The organism is Mesorhizobium sp. B2-1-3A (assembly GCF_006442655.1).
In the GTDB taxonomy this organism is placed as follows: domain Bacteria; phylum Pseudomonadota; class Alphaproteobacteria; order Rhizobiales; family Rhizobiaceae; genus Mesorhizobium.
On the sequence record NZ_VFWK01000009.1, the window covers coordinates 129,528 to 150,800 of the forward strand.

The window sequence follows — 21,273 nt, forward strand, 5'->3', positions numbered from 1 at the left end:
TCAGGCTCCTCGCGCCATATAGCCGGCGACCCAGATCAGCAATGTGAGCAGGATCGAACCCGCAAGCGTTGCCCAGGCGATCCTGGAGGCCGTGTGCTTTTCGAGGCCGGCGCCGGTATCCCAGACCAGGTGGCGCATGCCGCCCAGCATGTGATGCATCAGCGCCCAGGTGTAGCCGAACAGGATGAGCCGGCCGAGCCAGGTGCCGAAAGCCCAGTTGACCCAGTCGAAAACCGGTTGCGAGCTTGCCGCCGCCATCAGCCAGGCCGCGACCAGCAGCGTGCCGAAATAAAGCGCGCCGCCGGTGATGCGATGGATGATCGACATCGTCATGGTGATCGGCGGCCGGTACACGCTCAGGTGCGGCGAAAGTGGCCGTTCACGCCGGGCGAATTCGCGGGTGGCTGGTGATTTGCTCATGGCTCCCCCAGTTCGGCGTCTCTGGAGCCCCAGGTGGAAATGCGGCATTACCGCTTTCGGTTGCGACTTCGGACAGCCGGTTTCTAATGCTCTTTTTGCACCGCGTCAAAGCCAGAAAATCGTTTTGAAAACGTCATTTAGTCTGACAAACCGGCGGCCTTTCGCCTCAATCGATTAGAAGCCGGCACAGCGTTCGCTGCAGTGCGATAGGCCGCCGCGGTTTACGCGGGCCTCATCGCTTGCAGGTCTGTGGCGTGGAGCCCCTCTTCATCACCAGCGCCTCGCGCCCGTCGATCACGATTGCGTCATGCGTCGCGGCCTCCTGGTAGCGGCTGGACTGGTTGGCGGGCGACGCCGAAAACTCCTCGGTAGCACCGTCGGGCCCGACCACATGCAACGACGAGCCGAGATTCTGGATGGTGATCATGCCGTTATTGCCGCATCTGTAGGTGGCGGTGCCGATGCCGGATCGCGGCGCGGTCAGATCGGTGGTGATCTTGGTCGCGGGTGCCGGCGGCGCCGCGGCCGCTACGGACTGCTGAGCCGGCGGGGGCGGGACGGTGTTGGCCGCCTTCGGCGCGCCATCCTGCGGCACGCAGGCAGCAACGATACCGAGCAACGGGAAAACGGACACCCAAACCGTTCGGCGCAACGCCATATGCTGTCCTCCCGCGCGGCAGACTAGCCACGATGCCGCGCCAAGATCAAGGTTGCCCCTGCGTTACCCTCAGATCCATTCGATGCCGGCCGCGATGGTGCGGCCAAGCATGGCCGAATGATGGCCGCCGGGTTTTTGTCCAGACGGATATTAACCATGTTTATCGAGACATCGCCGCCAAACGCGCCGACCTCTTAACAAAGGTTAAGAAAAGGTTAATTTCTGATTCGAGGAGGCTGTGCGTGTCGCTCCAAAGTGCGTCGGCGGTTTTTGGGCAACGACATGCATCCTATCAACCTCGAACACGGAGGACGCCATGCGTTCGAACTCTGGCAGATCGCGCCTTGCGGCGATCATCGTGGCGGCTTCGGTTGCCGGCCTGGCTGTGCCGGCGCTCGCCGGGACCCGTCATCAGGACCGCGTCTACGCCGATTCCTTCGGCAATCTCGTCATCGACAGCGCCGCCGGCTACAAGCGCATCCTCGTCGGTGAGGGCAGGCTGGCCAAGCAGCTGTCCGACTACACCAGTGCCGGCCAGCCCAAGGTAATCTACCAGAACGAATCCGACGAGATATCAGGCTACAGCGATTGCTACCGGCCGCCGGTCTTCGTCAAAGGCCGCAGCTACATGTACGGGCTGTCCGACGGCGAAATGCCCGAACTCAGCCCCTGCCGCTAGCGTTGGCTTCCGACCCGGCTGACACCCGGGCATCCGCCGGCCCGGCGGAGATGCGCACGCAGTCGCGACCGGCATTCTTCGCCTGATAGAGCGCCTCATCCGCGCGCCGCATGAGATCGGCAATCTCCTCGCCCGGATGAAGTTCGGCGACCCCGAAACTCGCCGTGCAGCGGTTGTCCGCGGGCAGCCCGTCGATGGGCAGCGCGCCGAAAGCGCTGCGCGTGCCTTCGGCGAACAACCGGGCGGCGGCGAGGTTGGTCCCGGGCAGGATGATTGCGAATTCCTCGCCGCCGAGGCGGCCCGCGACATGGTGGCCGGCGGCGGCTTCGCGCAGGAAACCGGCAAAGGTCTCGATCACGCGGTCGCCGGAGGCATGGCCGAAACTGTCGTTGATGCTCTTGAAATGATCGAGGTCGGCGATGACCAGGGCGACCGGCACGCCTTGCCGCATCGCGCCAAGAACCGCGAGCTCGGCCTGTCGCGTGAAGGCACCACGATTGAGCAGTCCCGAAAGCGTATCGGTCTCCGACCTGCACGTCACTTCGGCAAGCGCCTCACGAACCAGGATGGCCAACATCAGCAGCGCCAGCGCCAGGGCAAAGACAGTGCCGAGCGATTGTGAGACCAGCGCGTAGCTGCTTTGCAGATAGGCCTGCGGATTGGCCCCCCAGCCGCCGAGCGCATGCGCGATGAACGGCTTTGAGGCGAACAGCAGCACGCTAGCGGCCAGCACGGCCATCAGGAGACGATCGAGCCGGCCATGCCTTTGCCTCGACGACCAGACGATGGCCAGCCCGACGAATTGCATGACGGCATAGGGAAGCTGGTAGGCCGCCATGCGAGCCAGCGACTGGCGCGGCAGGTCCTGGACGAGATAGACGGCGATGGTGGCGGCGAGGAGGAAGAACAGCATCGCCGGCCATGGCGGCGCGACGCCGTATTTGCGGGCCAGTCCGGCATTGAAGGCTATTGTTGCGCCAAGGAAAACCGCGAAGGCCGTCACCACCGGCAGCCGGGCATCGGTGAAGGCGGGAATGCTGAATTCGATGGCCGAATAGGCCATGCCCAGGACATAGCTTGATGCAAACCATCGTGCCGGAGCGCGGCCGGCATCATGGAACGCGACCGCCATGAAGGATGCCGCCAGCAGGCCGGCAACCGACAGATTGATCAACAGGATGAAGTTGGCGCCGCTCATCTCTTTTCGCCCCCCCCGAAAAGTGTGAAGCGGTTTTCGGACGGCATCATGCTCTATCTCTTTTGAATTGGGGACGGATCAGACTTCAGGTCGATTCGCCCTGAAATCATCCGGCTCTGGACGGCTCCGGCATGAACACCGCCTCCGGCCGCTCGAAGGAAAGGCGCACACTGTCGCGGCCATTTTTCTTGGCCTTGTAGAGCGCTTCGTCGGCACGGCGCATCAAGGGTTCCAGCGCTTCCTCGCCGCTGCGGGCCGCCACGCCGAAGCTGGCGGTGACCTTGGTGCCGGCGGGGAGCCCGTCGATGCCGCCTGCCGAATAGAGTGTGCGCACGGCCTCGGCGAACAGCCGCGCGGCGGCGAGATCGCTCAGGGGCAAGAGCACGGCGAACTCCTCGCCGCCGATACGTCCGGCCGCCCCTCGCGCGCCAGTAGCCGTGCGCAGCTTGGCGGCGAAATCGGCAATCACCCGGTCGCCGGCGGCATGCCCGTGCACATCGTTGAGCGTCTTGAAATGGTCGAGGTCGGCCAACACCAGTGCGACCGGGAACTTCGCCGCCGCGCAACGCTGCAACAGGAACTCGGCGCGTTCCTCGAAGCCGCGCCGATTGAGCAGGCCCGACAACGGATCGGTATGCGTCTCGGCCTTGAGCGCCTTCATCACGTCGAGTGCGGCGGCGGTGAACAGGCAAAGCGCGATCAGCAGCGACAAGAGCGCATGCGAGAGCAGTGCCGTCGTCCAGTAGGACGAACCGTAGAAACCGTCATAGCTGGTGAACGGCCCGTGCGCGATGACCACGATCAAAGTGCGCACGAAGAAATTCAGGCCCGACAGCAGAGACAGCAGGAACAGGATCTTCTCGGTTGGACCATTGTTGCGCACCGGCCGCAACTCGGCGGCGACCAGCAGGCTGATGCCACCGAAGGCAAAATTCATCGCCAGGATGCGCCAGGTGAGATCCGGCTCGACGAACAGGAACCAGCAAAATGACGCCAGGCCGCCGCCTGCCAGCACGCCGATCCCCACACGAGGCACCTTGCGGCCGTAGCGGGCGACGATGGCACCCGACAGGCAGCAGCCGGCGATTGTGAAGCAGATGTTGGACACCAGCTTGGTCAGCGCCATGCCGATGGGCAAGGTGAAATACTGGAACAGGAAGCCGGGTGCCGAAACACAGTAGCTGAACGCCAGCACGGCCAGATAGGGGCGGTGGCGCTGATAGGTCCATAGCACGAAGAAGGCCGCGCCGAGGGCCAGCGCGATCGTTGGATTGAGCAGCGCTATGAACAGGCCGGTGTCCAAAGGACCGTGACTTCCCCTCGTTTGACGTCGCGTAAGAGTGTAGAGGGCAAGCCCAAACAAGCGGTTAAGCCTGGAGCATGATGCCGAAAAGTGTGAAGCGGTTTTCGGACGACATCATGCTCTATCTCTTTGATTTAGAGGCGGATTCAGATTTCAGGTCGATTCGACCTGAAATCATCCGGCTCTAGGCGATTATGCGCGTTGCTCGGATGAAAAAGACCCCGGAACCGCGATGCGGTCCGGGGTCTGTCATACGTGGGAACGTGTGGACCGGCTGCTATTTCCAGTCGCGGATGTCGACGAAGTGGCCGGCGATCGCCGCCGCCGCCGCCATCGCCGGCGAGACCAGATGGGTGCGGCCCTTGAAGCCTTGCCGGCCCTCGAAATTGCGGTTCGAGGTCGAGGCGCAGCGTTCATGCGGCTTCAGCCGGTCGTCATTCATGGCCAGGCACATCGAGCAGCCCGGCTCGCGCCAGTCGAAACCGGCGGCCAGGAAGATCTTGTCGAGGCCTTCCGCTTCCGCCTGTTCCTTGACCAGGCCCGAGCCCGGCACGATCATGGCGTTGACGCGCGGATTGACGGTCTTGCCCTCGATCACCTTGGCGGCGGCGCGCAGATCCTCGATACGGCCATTGGTGCAGGAGCCGATGAAGACGCGGTCGAGCGTGATGTCGGTGATCTTGGTTCCCGGCGTCAGGCCCATATAGTCGAGCGCGCGCTGCTTGGAGGTGCGCTTGTTTTCGTCGGTGATATCGTCCGGGTTCGGCACGATGCCTTGCACGGAGACGACATCCTCGGGCGAAGAGCCCCAGGAGACGATGGGCGGCAGTTTCGCCGCGTCGAGCACGATCACCTTGTCGAAATGCGCGCCTTCGTCGGACTGCAGCGTCTTCCAGTAGGCGAGTGCGGCATCCCAGGCCGCGCCCTTCGGCGCGCGCGGCTTGTCCTTGACATAGGCGAAGGTGGTCTCGTCGGCCGCGATCAGGCCGGCGCGCGCGCCACCCTCGATCGACATGTTGCAGATCGTCATGCGGCCTTCCATCGACAGCGAGCGGATCGCCTCGCCGGCATATTCGATGACATAGCCGGTGCCGCCGGCAGTGCCGATCTCGCCGATGATGGCCAGGATGATGTCCTTGGCGGTGACGCCTTCCGGCAGCTGGCCGTCAACGCGGACCAGCATGTTCTTGGCCTTGCGCTGGATCAGCGTCTGAGTCGCCAGCACATGCTCGACTTCCGACGTGCCGATGCCGTGCGCCAGCGCGCCGAACGCGCCATGCGTCGAGGTGTGGCTGTCGCCGCAGACGATGGTCATGCCGGGCAAGGTAAAGCCCTGCTCCGGGCCGATGATGTGGACGATGCCTTGGCGGATATCGTTCTCGGAATAATACTCGACGCCGAAATCCTTGGCGTTCTTGGCCAGCGCCTCGACCTGGATCCGGCTTTCCTCGTTCTTGATGCCGAACTTGCGCTCGGGCGAGGTCGAGACATTGTGATCGACCACGGCCAGAGTCTTTTCCGGATGCCGGACTTTTCTGCCGCTCAGGCGCAGGCCTTCGAAGGCCTGCGGGCTGGTAACTTCATGGACGAGGTGGCGGTCGATGTAGAGCAGGCAGGTGCCGTCGTCCTGGCGGTCGACGACGTGGTCGTCGAAAATCTTGTCGTAGAGGGTGCGCGGTGCGCTCATGTGCGTAAATCCGTCGATATGAGAATGGGAAAGAGCAGACGCCGGGCAGTTCCCGGCGCGACAACCTGAACAGGTTGGCCTAGGTAAGTCGGCTGGTCAGCGCGCCGGACACGCGCGCGGAGAAGCGCGACGGCAGGCGTTTTCTGTCCTGCAGCACGAACCCCTTGTAGGCCGGATCGCCAAAAAGCTCTTCCATGGCGTGGCTCATACCAATGTTTTGGCTTTTCGGCAATTGCGGCGTGGCGGTGCCTTCTTCCTTCCCCCCTTGTGGGGGAAGGTGGATCGGCGCGTAGCGCCGAGACGGTTGAGGGGTGGGTGACGGAGTGTCGTCAGTGCCAAGCTGGAGCACCCCTCATCCGACCTCGCTTCGCGAGGCCACCTTCTCCCACAAGGGGGAGAAGGAAGAAGGCGCAGCTCACATCACCTCGAATACGAACGTCTTCACCAAAGCATCCGGCTCGGCGATGGCATAGCAGCGGAACCACGGGCTTTGCTCGACCAGGCGCCATTTGCCCGCCCGCTCCAGTTCGTCGAACACCGCCTGGAAGCCACCGCTTTCAAACACCTGGTCGCGTACGGTGAAGATGGCGTGGCCACCCTTTTTGGTGATGCGCACCAGATCGTGCAGGCCGGATGCCGGAGCGTGGCTGATGGTGAACACGCCGGTCGAGAAGAAGGCCCGGAAATGACCGTCCGGCCATGGCAGCGGTCCACCCAGCATCGCCTGTTTCAGCTCGCTGTAGGCGTTGCGGCTGCCGGCGATCTTGAGCATGTCATCCGACAGGTCGAGCCCGGCAATGTCACGATAGCCAAGCGCCTTCAGCGACGGCCCCGACAGGCCGGTGCCGCAGCCGGCGTCGAGCAGCGGCCCTTCACCGGCCGGAACATAGCGCGCCACCCAGGCGGTGATCAGGAATGGGAGCAGATAGCCGAGCGAGGCGGTCTCGCTGTCATAGGTCGCGGCCCATGCGGCGTAGGCCTGCGCCAGCGATTCCGGCGTGTCGGCGCCATAGACGGAATCCAGCGCCGCATTGGCTTTGTCGACGATCATGAGACCTCCCGAACCTGTATGTCGACAGGATCGTAACCCTGTCCGCGTCCAAAGACTATTCCTCGTGCTGGCGGCGCAAGCGCCGCTCCAGCGCCCTCAGCGCCAGCGACAGGCCGACGGTCAGGATGAGATAGATATAGGCTGTTATCGAATAGGTCTCGAAGAAGCGGAACGAGCCGGCGGCATAGACCTTGCCCATCTGGGTGATGTCGGCGACGCCGAGCACCGAGACCAGCGAGGAATCCTTGACCAGGGCGACGAAATCATTGCCGAGCGGCGGCAATATGGTGCGGATCGCCTGCGGAAACACGATCAGCCGGAAGCGTTGCGCGCGGCTCAGGCCAAGCGCCTTGGCCGCCTCGATCTGGCCCTTCTCGACCGACTGGATGCCGGCCCGGAAAACCTCCGAGATGAAGGCCGAGTAGCCGATGGTCAACGCCATGATGGCGCGCCACAGCAGCGACACGTCGCGCACCAGAAGCTCGCCGAGATAGCCGGCGTTTTGCAGCGGCGCGGTCAGCGCGTTCCAGGCCGCGACGAAGCCCGGTGCACCGGCAAAGGCGATCCAGAACAGCAGCACCAGGATCGGCACGCCACGGATGATCTCGACATAGAAGCGGGCGATCTGGCGCAGCCAGGGCGACGCGGACAGGCCCATCAAGGCGATGCCGAGGCCGATGATCGACGCCAGGGCGAAAGCGACCACAGTGACGAAGACGGTGACGCCGATGCCCTTGGCGACGGTGGCGAAGACCTGGGTGTAGAGATCGCTGGCCGCGATGAACAAAGCCGCCGCCAGGGCAAGCGCAGCGGCAACGGCAAGCCACCAGGGGAATTCGGCTTTGGTGGAGGAAGACGAAGGTGCCATCAGGCGCGGCTGGCAAGGCAGATATCGTGAAGGTCAGGTGCCAAGGCACCTCCTGTCCTGCCGGCAGGGCAGAGGGGGGTGCTCAAGCGCAAACTCAGCGCGATTTCCCGCACAGGCACTGCTGTCAACAACAGGGCCTACTGCCCCATCTTGTAGTCAAGAAACCACTTCTTGTTCAGCGCGTCGAACGTCCCGTCCGCCTTGAGCGCCGCGATCGCGGCGTTGACCGGCTTCACCAGGTCCGACCCTTTCGGGAAGATGAAGCCGAAATCCTCGGTGCCGAGCGGTCCGCCGATGAGTTTCAGCTTGCCCTCCGACGCATCGACATAGCCCTTGCCGGCGGTGCCGTCGGTCAGCACGACATCGACATCGCCCGACTTCAGTGCCTGCACCGTGGCGCCGAACGTCTCGAACAGTTTGATGCGCGGGTTCTGCTCATTGCCGTCGAGGACGCTGTAGACGGCGGTGTAGAAAGGCGTGGTGCCGGCCTGCGCGCCGATCAGCCCGTCCTTGAAGGCCCCGAAGGTCTTGGCGTCGGTGAAGCGGCTTTCGTCGCCGCGCACCAGCATGAACTGCTCCGAGCGCATATAGGGGTCGGAGAAATCGACCTTCTCCTTGCGGTCGTCCTTGATGGTGATGCCGGTCATGCCGATGTTGTACTGGTTGTCGGAAACGGCCTGGATCATCGCATCCCAGGAGGTGTTCTGGTACTCGACCTTGAAGTTGAGCCGCTTGGCGATCTCGTTCATCGCGTCATACTCCCAGCCGATCTGCTTGCCTGTCTTGGCGTCGATGAACTGCAGCGGCGGATAGGCGTTTTCGGTCACCACCACCACCTTTTTGCCGCCGAGGTCGGGCAGCGCCTGCGCGAAAGCGGCAACAGGCGCCAGGACGAGGGCAAGCAGGCCGGCCAGCAGCAGTTTCGACTTGGTCATGACACACTCCCGAAAATTGAAAGCGCCCGGATGGGCTTACAGGAAATCCGGCGCCGACTTTAGCTTCCCGCAAACGCCATGCAAGACGGTCCGCTGCGTCAGCGCGCGTGAAAGGGGATTCCAATGCCCTCAATTCAGGAATTTCGGGATGATCTGCTTATCTCGAGCCGGAGACCGGCGCTTCCGCATCCGCTGATCGATCATCGGTCGCAGCGTTGCGCAGACCGGCGACAAGATGGGTGAGTGTTGCGTGCAGCGCTTTCACTTCGCCAGGCTCCAGCGGCACGCTGCAGGCAAGTGCGGCGGACACATCCTTCATGTGAGCACGCAGCGCCTGGCCGTTGGCCGTCGGCTCGACGAGCACCCGGCGCTCGTCGGCGGCATCGCGCCGGCGGGTGACGAGCCCACCCGCCTCCATCCGCTTGAGCAGTGGCGTCAGCGTCGCGGAATCCAGGCCCAGCGCTTCGCCAAGCGCGCCAATGGTGCTCGGCGCGTGCTCCCACAGCGCCAGCATCACCAGATATTGCGGATAGGTGAGACCAAGCGGCTCGAGCAGCGGGCGATAAACCTTGGTCATCAGCCCGCTCGCCGAATAGAGCGCGAAGCACAGCTGCTGATCGAGCCGCGGCACGTGAAACGTCCCGGCGGCCTCCGCCGGGACATTTTTGGCTCTCGTTTCGACTTTTGTCGTCATGCCGCCTTTACCGAAAGCGCTACGTCGACATTGCCCCTGATGGCGTTCGAATAGGGGCAGATCTTGTGTGCCTCCGATACAAGCGCCTCAGCAGTCGCCTGATCAAGGCCTTTCGTTTCCGCCGCGAGCGCGACGCCGAGCTTGAAGCCCTCGCCATTGGGAAGCAGGTTGACGGTGGAGGTTATCGCGGCATCCTCGAGCGGCAGCTTCTGTTTGCGCGCGACGAAGCGGATGGCGCTTTCGAAGCAGGCAGCGTAGCCGATGGCGAAAAGCTGCTCGGGATTGGTGGCGCCGCCCGGCCCACCAAGCTCCTTGGGCATCGCCAGATCGACCTTGAGCAGACCATCGCTGGTCTCGCCATGGCCGGCGCGGCCACCGGTGACGTGAGCCTGTGCGGTATAAAGTGCCATATCATGTCTCCAATTATCCTGTGTACGATTATTTAGTACACAAGATAATGTGCCGTCAACACCCGGATCCAATTTCCGGAGCCTGAGGCGTTCACAGTCTGGTGAAACGAAAAAAGGCGGCCGAAGCCGCCTTTTTGAATGGGATTGCCGAAAATCTTATTCGGCCGGGGTCGCTTCAGCGGCCTTGGCGGCCTCAGCCTCGGCGGCGGCCTTCTTCTCGGCGGCTTCCTTGGCGGCCGTCTCGGCGGCCAGCGCCTGGGCAGCGGCGACCTTCTCGGCCTCGATGCGGGCCTTCTCGGCGTTCAGTGCGTCGCGCTCCTCATCGTTGAGCTTGCGGGCGCGCACGCCGGTGTTTTCCGAAATACGGGCCGACTTGCCGCGACGATCGCGCAGGTAATAGAGCTTGGCGCGACGCACCTTGCCGCGACGCACGATCTCGACACCCTCGACCATCGGCGAGTAGACCGGGAACACGCGCTCGACGCCTTCGCCGTAGGAGATCTTGCGGACGGTGAAATTTTCCTGGAAGCCGGAACCGGCGCGGGCAATGACGACGCCCTCATAGGCCTGGACGCGGGTGCGCGTGCCTTCGGTCACGCGGACCTGGACGCGCACGGTGTCGCCGGGCTGGAATTCGGGGAGCTTGCGCTTGGCTTCGATCTTGGCGGCCTGCTCGGCCTCGAGCTGACGGAGAATATCCATCTCAATAGTCCACTTCTTGTTCTTCCGACAGTCAGAGCGCCCTGCGCTCGCCTTGCAGTTCCATTGACCGCTCGGCTATGTCCTTTGTCTCCGAGACATTTTTGTCTCCAAGACATCGGACAGGGGCGACTACACCGTCATTGTTGACGGGCCCGGCAGATTTTTCTTCCGGTTCGGCGCGCACATACAGCTATTTCGGCGCTTTGTCACGCCCGAGCACGAGTCTTTTTTGCCTGCATGGCACCATTGTATTACCGGCCTTGCCGGGTTGCGCCCGCCAGCCAGGCTTCCTAAGCCTGGAATACCACAGTTTCCGCGGCGGCATTCCATGTCTGTCTTCGACGCCATCCTGCTTTTCCTGGCGGGCTTCCTGTCCGGCGCTGCCAACGCGGTCGCCGGCGGCGGCACCTTCATCACCTTTGGCGCCATGACATTGGTCGGTGTGCCGCCGATCGTCGCCAACGCCACCTCGTCGGTTACCCAATTTCCAGGCTACATCACCTCGACGCTCGCCTATCGGGACGACATCAGGCATTTCTGGCGCGGCGCCCTGCTGCTCTGCCTCATCTCGGCGATTGGCGCACTGGCGGGCGCCCTGATCCTGCTGGCGCTCGACAATCCCTCGTTTCGCGTGCTGGTGCCGTGGCTGCTGCTGGGCGCAACGGCGCTGTTTGCCGCCGGACCATGGCTGAGGCCGGCGCCAAAACCCGGCCAAGAGGCATCGGTGAGCTCACTCGCCGGCTCGCTGGCGCAATTCACCACCGCCATCTATGGCGGCTTCTTCGGCGCCGGCATGGGCGTGATGATGCTGGCAACGCTTGGCCTAACGCAGGCCGGCGACTACCACCGGCTGAATGCGCTGAAGAACATGCTGGCGGTGGTCATCGCGGCTGTCGCCATCGTCGTCTTCGTCTCGGGTGGCGTCGTCGCCTGGCCGCAGGCAATCGTCATGATCCCCGGCGGCGCGCTGGGCGGCTATGCCGGCGTCTGGATCGCCAAGCGCGTGCCGCAGAACGTGGTGCGCGGCTTCGTCATCGCCGTCGGCCTGTTTCTGGCTTTTTATTACTTTACCAAGGGCTGAGCCGTGTCACTCCGGCTCCAGACCGTCTTCGGATTCGGGCGGTTCGTAGTAGATATCGAGGTCGAGCTTTATGCCCCGGTCGCCCAGTAACTTCAGCGTCGGCGCGGTCAATCCCAAGCCCTGATTTCCCTCATCGAGCCAGACGCCGCAGAACATGTCGACCTTGAACCGCCGCACGAGATCGGCCCATATCGCGAGGTCTGACGTAAGGGTCTTCAGGATAGTTGCGATCTGATGATCGAGTTGATCGCCTTTTTCGTATCCCGACGACAGCCTCCAGAATCCGTGTAGCGCTATGCGGGGTGGTTGATTTGGGGGATAGGTACGAAGATCTCCCTTTCTGACCGCAGAAGTTGGTTCTCCGCCGAGCAATCTGGTCAGCTCAATGGGATCCAAATCGTCACCGGAGAATCTAAGACTTGCCGAGCTTTGAGCGATCTCAGCCATTGTCGGTCTTGCCGTTCTCCAGCAAATCCGGCCGCCGTTCTTTCGTCAGCGCTTCCGACTGCTCACGCCGCCATGCCGCGATCTTCTTGTGATTGCCGGAGATCAGCACGTAGGGAATCTCTCGTCCCTCGAATTCCTGCGGCCTTGTGTAGTGCGGATGTTCGAGCAGGCCGTTTTCAAAGCTCTCTTCCTCGCCGGACACGGCGTTGCCCATCACGCCGGGCAACAGCCGCACCACAGCGTCGAGCAGAACGAGCGCCGCCGGCTCGCCACCGGAGAGGATGAAATCGCCGATAGACACCTCTTCCAGGCCACGGGCCTCGATCAGCCGCTGGTCGACACCCTCGAAGCGGCCGCACAGGATGACGGCGCCCGGCCCGGCGGCGAGCTCCCGCACGCGGGCCTGCGTCAACGGTTTGCCACGCGGGCTCATCAGCAGGCGTGGACGCAAATCGCCTCCCGCAGAGGCGTGGTCGATCGCCTTGGCCAGCACATCGGCGCGCATCACCATGCCGGCGCCGCCGCCGGCCGGCGTGTCGTCGACGGTGCGGTGCTTGTCGGTGGCGAAGTCGCGGATCTGTATGGCTTCCAGCGACCATGTGCCCGCCTCGAGCGCGCGGCCCGCCAGCGACAGGCCGAGCGCGCCCGGAAACATCTCGGGATAGAGCGTCAGCACCGAAGCCTTGAACGTCACCGGTTGCCCCCGGCGTCGCGCGGTCCGCGCGGCCTGCCCTTGGGGTCGAAATCTTCCTCGCGCGGCGCTTCGCCATCCTCGTCCTCGACCAGCCCGGCTGCCGCCGGATCGACGCGGACAAAACCTTCGGCGATCGACACCTGCGGCACGGCGGCCTGCGTGAACGGGATCAGCACGCCCTTGCGGCCGGAAAGCGTCACGTCGAGAATGTCGCCGCCACCGAAATTGTGCACCGCGACCACCTTGCCGAGCGCGGCACCCGTATCGTCGCGGACTTCCAGCCCGATCAGGTCGGCATGATAGAACTCGTCCTCCTCGCCGTCGTCGGGCAGCATCGAGCGGTCGACGAACAGCTCCGTGCCGGCGAGCGCCTCGGCCGCGTTGCGGTCGCTGATGCCCTTGAAGCGCACCACGACGACGGTGTTGGCCGGCCTTATGTCCGTTATCTGGAAGGCACGGCCATCCCTGGCATAGAGCGGGCCATAATCGGCCAGCGCCATCGGCTCGCCGGTGAAGGTTTTCACCCTGAGTTCGCCCTTGATGCCGTGGGCGGCGCCGATAACGGCCATCTGGACGGGGTTTTGCGGCTTGCTCATCGCGAAATATCCTTTGGCCTGCTCTAGCCCCAGCCCGGCGTCATTTCAATGATCGCCCGCTGTCATTTCAATGACGAGCTCTTCACCGCTTCCTAACCCGAATACTCGAAAATGCCGTCATGCAGGAATTCCTCATCCCGGCCAAACCCGATCTCCAGGCGGCGCGTGAAAGCTGGCTGAAGATGCTCGCGCGTGAACGTCGCCTGTCACCCGAGACAGTGGAAGCCTATGAGCGCGACACGCGCCAGTTCCTGCATTTCCTTACCGGCCATTGCGGCGGCTCGCCCGGCATCTCCGATATCGCCAATCTGCGCCCGGCCGATCTGCGCGGCTTCCTCGCCGCCCGCCGCAACCAAGGCGTCGGCGCCCGCACGCTCGGCCGGGGTCTCGCCGGCATCCGTTCGCTGCTGCGTTTCCTGGAACAGCGCGGTCTCGCCAATGCGGCGGGTGCCACTGCCCTGCGCGCGCCGCGCCAGCCCAAGTCGCTGCCCAAACCGCTGACGGCGAGCGATGCCAAGCATGTGGTGTCGGTGGAAGGCCAACTGGCGGAAGAGCCCTGGATTGCCGCCCGCAACGCAGCCGTGCTGACGCTGCTCTACGGCTCGGGCTTGCGCATCTCGGAAGCGCTCGGCCTCGCCGGCGCCGATCTGGCCTCGGAGGCCGACACCGTGCTGCGCGTCACTGGCAAGGGCGGCAAGACGCGGCTGGTGCCGGTGTTGCCCGTGGCGCTCCGGGCAATCGCCGAATACCGCCGGCTCTGTCCCCATCATCTCGACCCGAAAGGCCTGTTGTTTCGCGGCGCGCGCGGCGGCCCGCTCAACCCGGCCATCATCCAGCGCGACATGGCGAAACTGCGCTCGGCGCTCAACCTGCCCGACACGGCGACGCCGCACGCGCTGCGCCACTCCTTCGCCACGCATCTGCTCGGCAGAGGCGGCGATTTGCGCACCATCCAGGAGCTGCTCGGCCATGCCAGCCTGTCGACGACGCAGATCTACACCGGCGTCGACACGGCGAGGCTGCTCGAAATCTACGAATCGGCGCATCCGAGGGCGTGAACGCCGATGGCGCCGCACAGGTATCGGTGGCCTCATAAACATTCGCGATTAGCCGAAGCGTTCCCAACTTCGTCATCCACGGGCGGAGCAGCCGCGCAGCGGCGTCGCGGAGACCCGAGGATCCATGCCGCGACCTTACTGACGGGTGCAGCGGAGCAGGATTCTGCACCGTTGCGGCGCTCGAGAGTCCCGGCATGGATCCTCGGGTCTACGCCGCGTCGCTTCGCTCCTTGCTCCGCCCGTGGATGACGAGGTCACAGCCGGTCGAAGACAATTTCAATCCCCTAATTAACCGTTTTGCCGCTTTTCACCCTTAGAACGGTGTCATGAAACGCGTCATTGCCATCGCCGACCGCGCAGCTTCCATCTCGCTGAAGCTGCTTGTCGCGCTCAACGTGCTGTTTTTCCTGTCCTTCCTTGCCGTGCTGTTGTTCGCGACCGGCAGGGCACATGCGGAAATCCCGACCTGCACCGGCGCCGACATGGTGTCGGCCCTGCGGAAGAGCAGCCCTGCCGCCTACAGCAAGATCGAGGCGGAAGCCGCCGCGACGCTCAACGGCAAGGGCCTGTTGTGGAAGCTCGAAAAACCAGGCGAGCAGCCATCCTACCTGTTCGGCACCATGCACATGACCGACCCGCGCGTCACCACGCTGCCGCCGCAGGCGCAGAAGGCCTTTGACGCCGCCGGCACCCTCATCATCGAGACCACCGACGTGCTCGACAAGCAGAAGATGATGACGGCGATGCTCAAGGAGCCGGACCTGATGATGTTCACCGACTCCACCACGCTGTCGTCCTTGCTGACGCCGGACGAAGCGGCGGCCATGAATGCCGCGCTCGATGCGCGCGGCATTCCGCCGGCAACTGTCGCCAAGATGAAGCCGTGGATGCTTTCGGCCATGATGGCGCTTCCGGCCTGCGAACTCGCCCGCCAGTCCGGCGGCGCCCCGGTGCTTGACGTCAAGCTGGCCGAGGGTGCCAAGGCCGCCGGCAAGCCGGTCGAAGGTTTGGAAACGGCCGAGAGCCAGCTGCGCGCCATGGCCTCGCTGCCGCTCGCCTTTCACATGAAGGGCCTCGTTGACACGCTGAAGCTCGGCGACAAGGTCAACGACATCAATGAGACCATGATCCTGCTCTACCAGCGCGGCGAAACCGGCATGTTCTGGCCGCTGTTCCGCGCCGCCATGCCCGAAGAGCAGAACGACGCGGCCGGCTATGCGGCCTTCGAGGAAACCATGATCACCAGCCGCAACAAGGTGATGATCGATCATGCCGAGCCGATCCTGGCCAAGGGCAACGCCTTCATGGCGGTCGGCGCGCTGCACCTTCCCGGCCCGGAAGGACTGGTCGAGGATTTCCGCAAAGCCGGCTATACTGTCACCGCCGTCAATTGAGTCGGATGGCAGCGGAAGGACCCAAACGCCGCGTTTTCGGCGCTTTCCTTCCCTAGCGTGAAACCCATTCAACGGTTGCGCGTTGATGGCTGTTGATTGATTATTTTCATCCACGGAGGACACTTTTATGGCGAATCCATCGAACGACACTCCCAGGCCAAGCGGCGGTGGCGGCAGCCCCTGGCTGATTGCGCTGGTCGTCGTTATCCTGGCGATTGTCGCGTATTACGTTTTCGGCAGAAGCGGCGAGCATCCGGCACCCGCCGAAGCGCCGGCGGCCAGCACACCGGCACCGGCCCCTGCGCCCGCTCCGGCACCAGAGCCAGCACCGGCTCCCGCGCCAGCTCCGGCCCCAGCGCCAGCACCCGCGCCTGCTCCGGCACCAGCGCCCGCACCCGCTCCGGCGCCTGCACCGGCCAACTGATCGGCTCGATACCAGATACAAACGGCCCGCTGAAAAGCGGGCCGTTTTGCTTTGAGCGATGACGCCTGGAAGGCCTTTCCAGAAACTCGCTCCGGTGAGTCAGCTGGTGTGGTTTTCGAGAACCGGAGCGCAGCGGACATTTGGGTCCGTGAGCAGCGCATGACCCCGAAAATCGGTCCGATTTTCGGAAAGGATCATGCGCCAGTCAAAAGTGTCACAGCGTCCTTTGCGCGTCCAAGAGGGCGCGCGGCGCTGTGAGAAGCGGAGAAAGCCGCACCAGATGGCCGCCGGAGTAGAGCTTATGAAAGGCCTCAGATATGGATCGGCTTGAAGAAGGTGGCCAACGCCGCTTCCTTCACCGCTTCCGACATCGTCGGATGCGCATGGCAGGTGCGGGCGAGATCCTCCGACGAGCCGCCGAACTCCATCAGCACCGCCGCCTCGTGGATCATCTCGCCGGCACCGAAGCCGACGATATGCACGCCAAGCACGCGGTCGCTGGCCTTGTCGGCAAGGATTTTCACGAAGCCGTCGGTGTGCAGCATGGCGCGTGCCCGGCCATTGGCGCTGAACGGGAATTTGCCGACCTTGTAGTCGATGCCGGCCTTCTTCAGTTCTTCCTCGGTCTTGCCGACCGAGGCGATTTCGGGGCTGGTGTAGACGACACTCGGAATGACCTCGTAGTTCACATGGCCGGCCTGGCCGGCAATGGTTTCAGCCACCGCCACGCCCTCGTCCTCGGCCTTGTGCGCCAGCATCGGCCCGGCGATGACATCGCCGATGGCATAGATACCAGGCACGTTGGTCTTGAGATGCCCGTCGGTCTTGACCCGGCCGCGCTCGTCGACCTCGACCCCCGCTTCCTTGAGACCAAGAGTGTCCGAAAAGGCGCGGCGGCCGGTGGCGATCAGCACGACATCGGCCGCGATGGTCTCGGCGGCGCCGCCCTTCACCGGCTCGAAGGTGACGGTCGCACCCTTCTTGGCCTTGGCGACGCCGGTGACCTTGGCGCCGAGCTTGAACTCGAAGCCTTGCTTGGAGAGCAGCCGCTGGAACTGCTTGGACACCTCGCCGTCCATGCCACCGAGGATCGTGTCGAGGAACTCGACCACGGTGACCTTGGCGCCGAGCCGCGCCCACACCGAACCGAGCTCGAGCCCGATGACGCCCCCGCCGACCACCACCAGATGGCCGGGAACCTTGTCCAGCGACAGCGCGCCCGTCGACGACACGATCACCTTCTCGTCGAAATCGACCTTGACGCCGGGTATGCCGGCGACATCCGAACCGGTAGCGATGACGATGTTCTTCGTCTCGATCTCCTCGACCTTGCCGTCCTCGCCGGTGACCGACACCTTGCCGGCCGCGAGCACCTTGCCGGTGCCGCGAAAGCTATCGATCTTGTTCTTCTTGAACAGGAAGGCGACGCCGTTGACGTTGGACGACACAGTCGCATCCTTGTGCGCCATCATCTTCTTCAGGTTCAGCTTCGGTGCGGCGATCTCGACACCGAGCGTATCGAAGGAATGGCCGGCCTCGGCGAACATTTCGGAGGCATAAAGCAGCGCCTTGGACGGGATGCAGCCGATGTTGAGGCAGGTGCCGCCGAAGGTCGCGTTCTTCTCGACCACCGCGACCTTCAGCCCGAGCTGTGCCGCCTTGATGGCGCAGACATAGCCGCCGGGTCCCGATCCGATGATAACGACGTCATAAGCCATGATACTGTCCTTCTGTTTTGAGCATGATGCCGAAAAGTGCGACGCGGTTTTCGGATAACATCATGCTCGAACTGCTTGAGAGCGCTCAGCGGCCGCCGCTGACATTCAGGATCGCGCCTGTCGTATAGGACGCGGCGTCGGATAGAAGATAGAGAACAGCAGCGGCGACTTCATCGGCCGTGCCGGCTCTTTTCATCGGCAGCGTGTCCTGGATCAGAGCCACCCGGTCCGGCTGTCCGCCGGAGGCGTGGATGTCGGTGTCGATGATGCCCGGCCGCACCGCGTTGACGCGGATGCCTTCCAGCGCCACCTCGCGGGCGAGCCCGACGGTGAGCGTGTCGATGGCGCCCTTGGACGCGGCATAGTCGACATAATTGTCCGGCGCGCCCAGCACCGCCGCGGCCGACGAGATATTGACGATCGCTCCGCCCTTGCCGCCATGGCGTGTCGACATGCGCTTGACCGCCTCACGGGCGCAGAGGATGGAACCGACGACATTGATGCGCATCATGCGTTCGAGCCGTGCCACGCTCATCTCGTCGACGCGCGCCTTGGCGTCGACGATGCCTGCATTGTTGACGAAGGCATCGAGCCTGCCCCAGGTGCGATCCACCGCGTCGAAGATGGCCAGGATATCGGCCTCGCTGCCGACATCGCCCTTGACCGAAAAAGCGTCGCCGCCGGCGGCCTTGATGTCGCCGACCAGCGCATCGGCGGCAGCCCGGTTCGAGGCATAGTTGACTGCCACGCGATAGCCGGCCTTGGCCCCGAGCCGGCAGACGGCGGCGCCGATGCCGCGGCTGCCGCCGGTGACCAGCAGCACTTTTTGCGCCTCGCTCATTCCTGACATCCCTTCAGCGTGAACACATCCGACGGCACTTTCGAGAATCCGCTGCCGCCATAGGCGGTTGACTGATGCAGCATCGGACCGAGATCCGGCAGGATCAGCGTCTTCGGCGCATCGACGCCTTCCGCCGGCAAGAGCCCGATGCTGCCCTTGTCGTCCGACGTATAGATGACGCCGTGCCAGGGGGTACAGGCGGCGAGTTCATCGCCCGTGGTGTCGCCTTCCGGGCATTTGTACATCAGCGCGCCGTTCGGCCTGGAAACACCTTCGTTCCACATGACGATGCCGTTCAGCACCACATTGTTGTCGAGGATCATGCGGAATGTGTTGGTGACGGTTGCCGAGGTGCCGGTCGGGGTAAAATCGATCTCGCTGCCGCTTTGAGGGTCGCCGTAGACGGCGAGTTCGATCGGACAGGCGGCGAAAGCGTTGGCTGAGATCATCGACGCGCAGACCGCTATCGATGCAGTCGACAGGCATTCCGACAAGAACGAACGGATCGTCACGGTTATCCGCCTTGAACAGCTTGATCGAGTATGAAGATCGTCGAGAGAAAATAGTCTATTTCGAACGCAATGTTGCCATTGCCGTCAAACGGAATGGCGTTCACCTCATATTTAAGGGTCAAGTTGCGAGAACTCTCCGCCAGCTCAATATAGATGTCGCGTTCCCGACCACCGCCGATTGTCCACTTGAATTCGCTCCTGTTCAGGAACTGCAGAGCCTTGGGCAAGGTATGTATGGCTATCGGCTTTGTGCCTGCAAAAGTCACGGGATGCCGACCCACATCGACGTCCAGATTGCCATGCCAAGTCGCCATCATTCCACCCGGTTGCAGTCTTCCGAAGACAGGTTCGACGTTAATCGACCGCAAACGATAATCAGGGCTGAAGAAGAACTCGCAATTCGCGCCGTAGATGCACCAGGCGGATTCGGTGTCTCCGTGGCGAAAATGATTGTCCGCCCGCACGTCCTCCGGATCGATCAAGCCTCGAACCGTTTCACGGCTGCTTTTACCGAGCGCGACAGGCCCTGCCCGGCCTGTCGCCAGAAGCTCGAACAGGTCGATTGGCTCGACAGACTCAGCCACCGCAACAGACCTAGAGATCGAGCACGAGCCGTTCCGGATCCTCCAGGCTTTCCTTGACGCGCACCAGGAAGGTCACGGCTTCCTTGCCGTCGACGATGCGGTGGTCGTAGCTCAGCGCCAGATACATCATTGGCCGGATCACGATCTGGCCGCCGACCACGACCGGCCGGTCCTGGATCTTGTGCATGCCCAGAATGCCCGACTGCGGCGCATTGAGGATCGGCGTCGACATCAGCGAGCCGTAGACGCCGCCATTGGAGATGGTGAACGTGCCGCCCTGCATGTCGGCGACCGACAGCTTGCCGTCACGCGCCGCGATGCCCAGCCGGCCGATTTCCTTCTCGATTTCGGCGATCGACATCTGGTCGGCATCGCGCACCACGGGCACGACCAGGCCCTTCTCGGTACCGACGGCGACGCCGACATGGGCAAAGTTCTTGTAGATGATGTCGGTGCCGTCGATCTCGGCATTGACCGCCGGGATTTCCTTCAGCGCGTGCGTGACAGCCTTGGTGAAGAAGCCCATGAAGCCGAGCTTCACGCCGTGCTTCTTCTCAAACACGTCCTTGTACTTGGTCCGCAGCGCCATCACCGCCGACATGTCGACCTCATTGAAGGTGGTGAGCATGGCGGCGGTCGACTGCGCTTCCTTGAGCCGCCGCGCGATGGTCTGGCGCAATTTGGTCATGCGCACGCGCTCTTCGCGCGAGGCATCGTCGCCGGAGGATGGCGCACGCACCGCGATCGGCGCCGGAGCCGCCTTCGGCGTCTCGGCCGGCTGCGACGGCGCGCCCTTGGAGATGGCGTCGAGCACGTCGCCCTTCAGCACCTGGCCGCGCTTGCCCGAGCCGGAAAGCTGGTCGACCGACAGATTGTTCTCGGCGATCAGTTTTGCGGCGGCCGGCGCCGGCGGCATCGAGCGCGGCTCGACCGCGCCGGCATCGCCGGCGATCTTGGCGGTCTCGGCCGCGGCCTGCTTGGTGGTCTGCGCCGCATCCGGGCTCGAAGCCTGCGCCACGGCCTGCGGCTTGGTCGCGGGTGTGGCGGCGGCGCCACCGGCCGAAATCGACCCCAGAAGCGCGCCGACGCCAACCGTTTCACCTTCCTTGACCGCGATCTCCGAAAGGATGCCCGCGGCCGCGGCCGGAACTTCCACCGTCACCTTGTCGGTTTCAAGCTCGACCAGCGGTTCGTCGACGGCAATGGCATCGCCGACCTTCTTGAACCATTTGCCGATGGTCGCCTCGGTGACGGATTCGCCGAGAGTGGGAACGCGGATTTCGGTAGCCATTGTGCCTGTCCGTTCTTGTCGGTTCTGT

At 63.6% G+C, this 21,273-nt stretch carries 22 protein-coding genes and 1 pseudogene; 4 read left to right on the forward strand and 19 right to left on the reverse strand.

Translation table 11 applies throughout. The annotated features are described in order from the left end of the window. On the reverse strand, nucleotides 1-420 hold the full coding sequence (sdhC, locus tag FJ977_RS31450) for a succinate dehydrogenase, cytochrome b556 subunit (protein ID WP_140776065.1): 420 nt from the start codon (nucleotides 418-420) through the stop codon (nucleotides 1-3). A gap of 232 nt (nucleotides 421-652) precedes the next feature. Beyond that, entirely contained in the window at nucleotides 653-1,078 is a 426-nt protein-coding gene (locus FJ977_RS31455; RefSeq protein WP_140776066.1) for a hypothetical protein, read from the reverse strand. Nucleotides 1,079-1,394: 316 nt separating this feature from the next. Between FJ977_RS31455 and FJ977_RS31460 the strand changes: the two genes are divergently transcribed. Beyond that, nucleotides 1,395-1,757, forward strand: coding sequence for a hypothetical protein (locus tag FJ977_RS31460; protein WP_140776067.1), 363 nt, complete (start codon nucleotides 1,395-1,397; stop codon nucleotides 1,755-1,757). Here the strand turns inward: FJ977_RS31460 and FJ977_RS31465 are convergent. From FJ977_RS31465 to rplS, 9 genes are all read right to left on the reverse strand, one after another. Next, entirely contained in the window at nucleotides 1,741-2,955 is a 1,215-nt protein-coding gene (locus FJ977_RS31465; RefSeq protein ID WP_140776068.1) for a GGDEF domain-containing protein, read from the reverse strand. The genes FJ977_RS31460 and FJ977_RS31465 overlap by 17 nt on opposite strands. Nucleotides 2,956-3,061: 106 nt before the next feature. Next, nucleotides 3,062-4,258, reverse strand: a complete 1,197-nt coding sequence (locus FJ977_RS31470) for a GGDEF domain-containing protein (RefSeq protein WP_140776069.1) — start codon at nucleotides 4,256-4,258, stop codon at nucleotides 3,062-3,064. A gap of 277 nt (nucleotides 4,259-4,535) precedes the next feature. Further along, complete coding sequence (gene leuC, locus FJ977_RS31475; RefSeq protein WP_140776070.1) at nucleotides 4,536-5,945, reverse strand: 3-isopropylmalate dehydratase large subunit; 1,410 nt, start codon at nucleotides 5,943-5,945, stop codon at nucleotides 4,536-4,538. Nucleotides 5,946-6,360: 415 nt separating this feature from the next. Further along, nucleotides 6,361-6,996: a class I SAM-dependent methyltransferase gene (locus FJ977_RS31490; RefSeq protein ID WP_140776071.1), complete on the reverse strand. Its 636-nt coding sequence runs from the start codon at nucleotides 6,994-6,996 to the stop codon at nucleotides 6,361-6,363. Between the two features lie 55 nt (nucleotides 6,997-7,051). Further along, nucleotides 7,052-7,864, reverse strand: coding sequence for an amino acid ABC transporter permease (locus tag FJ977_RS31495; RefSeq protein ID WP_140776072.1), 813 nt, complete (start codon nucleotides 7,862-7,864; stop codon nucleotides 7,052-7,054). 137 nt (nucleotides 7,865-8,001) lie between these two features. Next, nucleotides 8,002-8,799 (reverse strand): transporter substrate-binding domain-containing protein, encoded by a 798-nt coding sequence (locus FJ977_RS31500; protein WP_140776073.1) that lies wholly within the window; start codon nucleotides 8,797-8,799, stop codon nucleotides 8,002-8,004. A gap of 157 nt (nucleotides 8,800-8,956) precedes the next feature. Next, nucleotides 8,957-9,493 carry a MarR family winged helix-turn-helix transcriptional regulator gene (locus tag FJ977_RS31505; RefSeq protein WP_140776074.1) on the reverse strand — a complete coding sequence of 179 codons (537 nt, stop codon included), beginning with the start codon at nucleotides 9,491-9,493 and terminating at the stop codon, nucleotides 8,957-8,959. Further along, nucleotides 9,490-9,903, reverse strand: coding sequence for an organic hydroperoxide resistance protein (locus tag FJ977_RS31510; RefSeq protein WP_140776075.1), 414 nt, complete (start codon nucleotides 9,901-9,903; stop codon nucleotides 9,490-9,492). The genes FJ977_RS31505 and FJ977_RS31510 overlap by 4 nt, the downstream gene beginning before the upstream one ends. A 156-nt stretch (nucleotides 9,904-10,059) precedes the next feature. After that, entirely contained in the window at nucleotides 10,060-10,605 is a 546-nt protein-coding gene (gene rplS, locus FJ977_RS31515; protein WP_027042867.1) for a 50S ribosomal protein L19, read from the reverse strand. Nucleotides 10,606-10,933: 328 nt separating this feature from the next. Between rplS and FJ977_RS31520 the strand changes: the two genes are divergently transcribed. Beyond that, entirely contained in the window at nucleotides 10,934-11,686 is a 753-nt protein-coding gene (locus FJ977_RS31520; protein WP_140776076.1) for a sulfite exporter TauE/SafE family protein, read from the forward strand. 6 nt (nucleotides 11,687-11,692) lie between these two features. Here FJ977_RS31520 and FJ977_RS31525 read toward each other — a convergent pair whose 3' ends face one another. The 3 genes from FJ977_RS31525 to rimM are packed head-to-tail and all read right to left on the reverse strand — an operon-like array spanning nucleotide 11,693 to nucleotide 13,423. After that, nucleotides 11,693-12,133 carry a DUF4279 domain-containing protein gene (locus FJ977_RS31525; RefSeq protein ID WP_140776077.1) on the reverse strand — a complete coding sequence of 147 codons (441 nt, stop codon included), beginning with the start codon at nucleotides 12,131-12,133 and terminating at the stop codon, nucleotides 11,693-11,695. Further along, on the reverse strand, nucleotides 12,126-12,827 hold the full coding sequence (gene trmD / locus FJ977_RS31530; RefSeq protein ID WP_140776078.1) for a tRNA (guanosine(37)-N1)-methyltransferase TrmD: 702 nt from the start codon (nucleotides 12,825-12,827) through the stop codon (nucleotides 12,126-12,128). The genes FJ977_RS31525 and trmD overlap by 8 nt, the downstream gene beginning before the upstream one ends. Continuing rightward, complete coding sequence (gene rimM / locus FJ977_RS31535) at nucleotides 12,824-13,423, reverse strand: ribosome maturation factor RimM (RefSeq protein WP_140776079.1); 600 nt, start codon at nucleotides 13,421-13,423, stop codon at nucleotides 12,824-12,826. The genes trmD and rimM overlap by 4 nt, the downstream gene beginning before the upstream one ends. A gap of 119 nt (nucleotides 13,424-13,542) precedes the next feature. On the opposite strand from rimM, the gene FJ977_RS31540 reads away from it, so the two are divergent. After that, on the forward strand, nucleotides 13,543-14,481 hold the full coding sequence (locus FJ977_RS31540; RefSeq protein ID WP_140776080.1) for a tyrosine recombinase XerC: 939 nt from the start codon (nucleotides 13,543-13,545) through the stop codon (nucleotides 14,479-14,481). A gap of 326 nt (nucleotides 14,482-14,807) precedes the next feature. After that, a complete protein-coding gene (locus FJ977_RS31545; RefSeq protein WP_140776081.1) occupies nucleotides 14,808-15,875 on the forward strand; it encodes a TraB/GumN family protein in 1,068 nt (355 codons plus the stop codon). Between the two features lie 735 nt (nucleotides 15,876-16,610). Here FJ977_RS31545 and lpdA read toward each other — a convergent pair. From lpdA to odhB, 5 genes and pseudogenes are all read right to left on the reverse strand, one after another. Continuing rightward, nucleotides 16,611-18,026: pseudogene (gene lpdA, locus FJ977_RS31555) on the reverse strand (dihydrolipoyl dehydrogenase); the annotation flags it as partial. 76 nt (nucleotides 18,027-18,102) lie between these two features. Beyond that, entirely contained in the window at nucleotides 18,103-18,858 is a 756-nt protein-coding gene (locus FJ977_RS31560; RefSeq protein WP_140776083.1) for an SDR family oxidoreductase, read from the reverse strand. Continuing rightward, the gene (locus FJ977_RS31565) at nucleotides 18,855-19,307 is read right to left on the reverse strand and encodes a hypothetical protein (RefSeq protein WP_246683387.1); all 453 of its coding nucleotides are present in this window, start codon (nucleotides 19,305-19,307) and stop codon (nucleotides 18,855-18,857) included. Before FJ977_RS31565 ends, FJ977_RS31560 begins: the two co-directional genes overlap by 4 nt. A 65-nt stretch (nucleotides 19,308-19,372) precedes the next feature. Then, nucleotides 19,373-19,954, reverse strand: a complete 582-nt coding sequence (locus FJ977_RS31570; protein WP_140776085.1) for a hypothetical protein — start codon at nucleotides 19,952-19,954, stop codon at nucleotides 19,373-19,375. A 10-nt stretch (nucleotides 19,955-19,964) separates the two neighbouring features. Beyond that, nucleotides 19,965-21,245 (reverse strand): 2-oxoglutarate dehydrogenase complex dihydrolipoyllysine-residue succinyltransferase, encoded by a 1,281-nt coding sequence (gene odhB, locus FJ977_RS31575; RefSeq protein WP_140776086.1) that lies wholly within the window; start codon nucleotides 21,243-21,245, stop codon nucleotides 19,965-19,967. Nucleotides 21,246-21,273 lie beyond the last annotated feature (28 nt).